5 protein-coding genes and 1 pseudogene are annotated in these 5082 nt (G+C 61.7%); 1 reads left to right on the top strand and 5 read right to left on the bottom strand.

Translation table 11 applies throughout. The features are described from left to right. Positions 1-1014 (bottom strand): NAD(P)/FAD-dependent oxidoreductase (locus VFN25_RS16465; protein WP_325143869.1); only part of this gene is annotated, 1014 nt, incomplete at its 3' end. 102 nt (positions 1015-1116) lie between these two features. Between VFN25_RS16465 and VFN25_RS16460 the strand changes: the two genes are divergently transcribed. Beyond that, entirely contained in the window at positions 1117-2526 is a 1410-nt protein-coding gene (locus VFN25_RS16460; protein WP_325143868.1) for an amidase, read from the top strand. 24 nt (positions 2527-2550) lie between these two features. On the opposite strand, the pseudogene VFN25_RS16455 reads toward VFN25_RS16460, so the two are convergent. The 4 genes and pseudogenes from VFN25_RS16455 to VFN25_RS16440 all read right to left on the bottom strand — a co-directional run. Then, positions 2551-2769, bottom strand: a pseudogene (locus tag VFN25_RS16455) (GDCCVxC domain-containing (seleno)protein). 110 nt (positions 2770-2879) lie between these two features. Beyond that, on the bottom strand, positions 2880-3533 hold the full coding sequence (locus VFN25_RS16450; RefSeq protein WP_325143867.1) for an ABC-type transport auxiliary lipoprotein family protein: 654 nt from the start codon (positions 3531-3533) through the stop codon (positions 2880-2882). Next, positions 3530-4474: an MlaD family protein gene (locus tag VFN25_RS16445; protein ID WP_325143865.1), complete on the bottom strand. Its 945-nt coding sequence runs from the start codon at positions 4472-4474 to the stop codon at positions 3530-3532. The genes VFN25_RS16450 and VFN25_RS16445 overlap by 4 nt, the downstream gene beginning before the upstream one ends. 2 nt (positions 4475-4476) lie before the next feature. Further along, the coding region (locus VFN25_RS16440; protein ID WP_325143863.1) for an ABC transporter ATP-binding protein at positions 4477-5082 on the bottom strand (606 nt) is incomplete at its 5' end.

The following is a 5082-nucleotide window of genomic DNA, read 5'->3' as shown; positions in this document are numbered from 1 at the left end:
CATCGCCTGGTGGGTGCCCTTGATCTTCGGTACGTTCATGAGTCCGGCTGAATCGCCGATCAGCATCGCCCCGGGCATTTCGACTTTGGGAAGGGATTGGTAGCCACCTTCGATCAGCGCACGCGAACCGGCGGAAAGAATTTCACCACCTTCGAGCAAGGGCTTGATCAGCGGGTGATTCTTGAGCTGCTGGAAAGCCTCGAATGGCTTGAATTCAGGATCGATATAGTCGAGTCCGGCGACAAAACCAATGGCGATGCGGTCTTTGTCGAGGTGATAGATGAAGCTGCCGCCGTAAGTTGCCGAATCGAGCGGCCAGCCGAGCGTATGCACGGTTTTGCCCGGCTCCACGCGGCCGGCCGGAACCTGCCAGAGTTCCTTGAGGCCGATGCCGTAGGTTTGCGGGTCGCTGTCGGCATCGAGTTTGTAGCGCGCAATCAACTGCTTGCTGATGCTGCCGCGACAGCCTTCGCCGAGCACGGTGATCGGAGCGACGATGTCGATGCCCTCGGTATAGCTTGGCTTGTGCGAGCCATCGCGGGCCACGCCCATGTCGCCGATGCGCACGCCCTTGACCGCGCCGGCATCGTCGAAGATCGCCTCGGCTGCGGCGAATCCGGGAAATACATCGACACCGAGTGCCTCGGCTTGCGGCGCCAGCCAGGCGCACAGCGCGCCAAGGGAGACGATGAAGTTGCCGTCGTTGTGCATTTGCGGTGGCGTGATCGGCGACTTGATTGCGCGCTCATGATCGCGCAGCAACCAGAATTCATCCTTGGTCACCGGAATGCAGATCGGCGGCGGATTGGCACCCCATTCGGGCAGCAGCTCGTTGAGCGGCTCGGGTTCGATCACTGCGCCGGACAGAATCTGCGCGCCGATGGTCGAGGCTTTCTCGATCACGCAGATGTTCAGATCGGGCTTGAGCTGCTTGAGACGGATCGCAAAGGCGAGTCCGGCCGGACCGGCGCCGACGGTGATGACGTCGTATTCCATCGTTTCGCGTTCGCTCATGGTGCTTCCCGTTGCTATCGTTAAAACCTCATTGTCAGGGTTAACTCCGCAAGCATCAATTGCGGGATGCGCCATAATCCCGGCAGCCATCAGGAATCGAGCATGAGCAACGATCAGGAATCCGAACTCTCCAGCCAGCGCCTGCGCGGTGCCAGCGCCTTTCAGTTGCTGCACTGGATGGCCGCAGGTCGACTTTCGGCACAGCGTCTTCAATCGGTCTATGCCGATGCCATTGCCGCTGAAAATGAGGCGCTCGGCGCGTTTGTCGCGATCAATCCGGCGGCTCCTGCGCTGGCAAGTGCCAGCGACGTGCGACGCGCCTCGGGCAATTCGATCGGTCGTCTCGATGGTCTCGGCGTGGCGATCAAGGACAATATCGATGTTGAAGCCTTGCCGACCGCGCTCGGTCTCGCCGGCCGCAAGCAGCGGGTCGCCACCAGCGATGCCCGTGTGGTTGCTCGATTGCGCGCTGCGGGTGCGGTGATTCTCGGCAAGACTGCCGTTGACGAAGCCGCGCTCGGCACCACTGGTACCACGGCCGATTCGGGGCCCACGCACAATCCGCATCGCCCCGAGTTTATCGCTGGCGGCTCCTCGGCGGGATCCGCCGCTGCGGTTGCCGCCGGCTTGTGCAGCTTCGCGATGGGCACGGATACGCTGGGATCGGTACGCATTCCGGCCAGCCATTGTGGCATCTACGGCTTGCGCCCGACCCTCGGAGAGCTTTCCACCAGTGGTGTGGTGCCGGCCGCGCGTCGCCTCGACAGTGTCGGAATTCTTGCCCGATCGGTGCAGGATCTCGCCGTCGTGCTGCAAGTTCTCAATGCCTACGATGTCGATGACGCACGCTCGCGTCGTCGACGGGTTGCCTTGGCGTTGCCGGATTGGGAGCCGGGCCGCCTGCGCAGTGGATTCATCGCCAATCTGCCGGCGATCGGCGTTGCTCCGGAAATCTGTGCGCTGTTCGCGCGCGCCACAGACGCGCTGGCGCTCGAACTCGGTGAGCGCAGCGATGCCGATTTCAATGGCTATGACTTCACCCGCATGCGCCGCGCTGCCTTGCTGATCATGGAAAGCGAGCTGGCCTGCGAGCTTGAGGCTGACCTCGATAACGGCGCCTCGCCGCTATCGCCACGCTTGCGCGACATGCTCGGATTCGCACGCAGCAAGTCTGCCGTCGCCTATGCCGCCGCCGATCGCATGCTGGATCAGGCAGTTCTGCATGCGCGGCGCCTGTTTGAACACGTCGATGTGCTGGTTTTGCCGACGGTTTCGCATGGTCCATACCGGATTGGTGAAACCGAACGTGCCGGTGATGCCGATCTGTGCAGTTTCGCCAGCCTCGCCGGTTGTCCGGCGATCAGCTTGCCGATGGGCACGCTGGAGAATGGCATGCCGGTTGGGTTGCAGCTGGTCGGTACGCCGGGATCGGATCTGCGTCTGCTCGAACTCGCCGAAGTGTGTGCGTCGAGACTCGACGCAACGCCGAACTATCCGGTCACAACGAACTGACCGGTAGCGGAATTCCGCGCGGCATCAGCTTCCACGACAACAAGATGAGGTTTGCTGGATTGGTGGGCATGGCAGCGTTCCGTACGAACAAAACACGCAGCAGTCGCCGGGCTTGGGGCGAAGCAGTTCGCCACAACCTGCACAATCATAGAAGAACCAGCATGCGTCCGTGGGCATTGTCTCGGTGGCCTAATGGCCGCATTTCGGACAGGTCAGCGTGCTCTGCAGATCGATTTCTTGCATGATCGATTCAGGCCCGGAACCTTGCCTGTCTGCATACCGACAGGTGGCGTGACAATTTCACCACTTGATCGCCGTTTTCAAGACCAATCACGAGTGTGGGGGCGGTGAATTCAGAGAGATTCGGGCTCGCTCTTCGACACCGCGGCGTAGTGGGCCACGCCTTGCTGCACGGTCCAGTCGACGACTTCGGGCATCAATTGATCGAGAGCTTGTTCGAAGGCAACCATTGCGCTGGCGATATCGCTGCCGGCGGCCGCAACCTCTGCCTCGAATGAGCGGCTGGAAACGATGCGGTTGCTGCGGTAGTCAAACAGCCGGGCGGTAAAGCGGATCGCCGCGCGTGCCGAGCCATCGACAAGTTCGATCTGGAAATCGCGCAGATCCATTGATAGCGAATAGTCACCGTTGAGTCCGGAATCGATCGCGCTGACGCCACCGACGCGGCCGTCCTTGTCGAACGCCTGAACGATCAGGCTGCGCAGCATGGCGGGCGCCGGATCGCGCCAGCGTGCATCCGCGTAGACCTCAAGCACGCCAGGGCGGGTCATGACCGCAATGCGCGTGGTATCCAGTGCCGCACTGGCATGCGGTGTGTCGACCAGCAGTTGCCAGCGGATCTTCGTCGCCGCCGCGTCGTCAGCCGCCGCATTCAAGTGCAACTGAGGCGCGTAGACGGCAAACGAGGCGTGCTTGCCGCTGAGGGCCGCGCAGGCTCCGAGCAACAGGCTTGCGCCGATTATCGTGAATCGAGCGGTGCGAATCATTTCGGCTTGAACTCCTTGGGTTGATCGCGGCCAAGCAGCAAGGTATTCGAGTTGCCGAGCTGGTCGCTGAGTTGCTTGAACGAGCGCAAGGTCTCGCGCAGGTCAATCAGGGTCGGTCCGACCTGACGCAAGCCCTGATCGCTGAAGCTGGCGATTGCGGACTGGTTCTCATTGAGCAGGCTCTCGGCGGAATCGGCGACGCGATCAATCGACTTGATCGCCTTGTCAGTCGAAGCCATGACCTTGCGTACGTCGGTATTGATCAGCTCGTTGGTGGTACTGGCCATTTCATGCAGGGTCGACAGGGTCGACTTGAGCTCTCCGCTGGCATCGGCAAGCTGGCCGAGGGCCTTGGCCATGTCGCCACGCTGCTCGGCAATGGTCGATGCGACGGCATCGAAATGCTTGAGCGTTGACGAAACGTGCTCGATATTTTCCTTTGACAGCAATTGACCAACACGCATCAGCGATTGGTTGACACTGGTGACAATGTCATCGCCCGATGACAACAGTTTCGACAGCGCGGATTCCCCGGCCAGAATCACCGGAACTGGATGCGCTGCGGTCGGCAGCAGCGGCTTGCTGTTGGGCTTTCCGCCGCTGAGCTGGATAAACGCCGTGCCGGTGACGCCGAGCAAGCCGAGCTTGGCTTCGGTGTCGACCTTGACCGGCGTGTCGCCATCGAGACGGATGCGAGCGATCACCTTGCGCGGATCGTCCGGAGCGAGCTTGAGTTGGGTGACCTCACCGACCTTGATGCCGTTGTACTGGACAAGTCCGCCTTTCGACAGGCCGGTCACGGCTTCGGTGAAGATGACATCGTAGTAGCCAAACGCGCTATCCGCGCTGGTCTTCGACAGCCACAGCACAAAACCGAGGCCAAGCACGAAGGCGAGGATTGCAAACGTGCCGATGAGGACATGATGGGCGCGGGTTTCCATGTTCAGAGGCCTGCGGTTGGTGATAGGGGCGGGTTGGCGGTGGCGCGTCGGGCGGCACGGCCGCGCGGACCCTGGAAGTAGTCCTGAATCCACGGCTCGTCGAAATTCTCGACGACCTCAAGCGTATCAGCGACAAGGATGCGCTTTTTCGCCAGCACGGCGACACGATCGCAGATGGTGTACAGGGTATCGAGGTCATGGGTGATCAGGAACACGGTCAGGCCAAGGCTGTCGCGCAGGGTCAGGATCAGCTGATCGAACGCAGCCGCACCGATTGGATCGAGACCCGCTGTCGGTTCATCAAGAAACAGAATCTCGGGGTCAAGGGCCAGCGATCGGGCCAGTGCCGCGCGCTTGACCATGCCGCCCGAGAGTTGCGAAGGGAAGCGCTCGGCGGAATCAAGTGGCAGCCCCGCCAGGGCAATCTTGAGCAGGGAAAGGCGGTGGACGACGTCTGCATCGAGGTCGTGGTGTTCAGTCAGTGCGACGGCGACATTCTCGGCGACGGTCAGCGACGAGAACAGGGCGCCGTTCTGGAACAATACACCGCAGCGCCGCTCGAGCTCGGTGCGCCGCGCCTCCGACAGGGTGGCGACGTCCTCGCCGAA

This window comes from Dokdonella sp., assembly GCF_035703485.1.
GTDB lineage: Bacteria > Pseudomonadota > Gammaproteobacteria > Xanthomonadales > Rhodanobacteraceae > Dokdonella.
The sequence above is the reverse complement of the archived record's forward strand: the minus strand, read 5'-3'. Positions and strand labels throughout refer to the sequence as shown.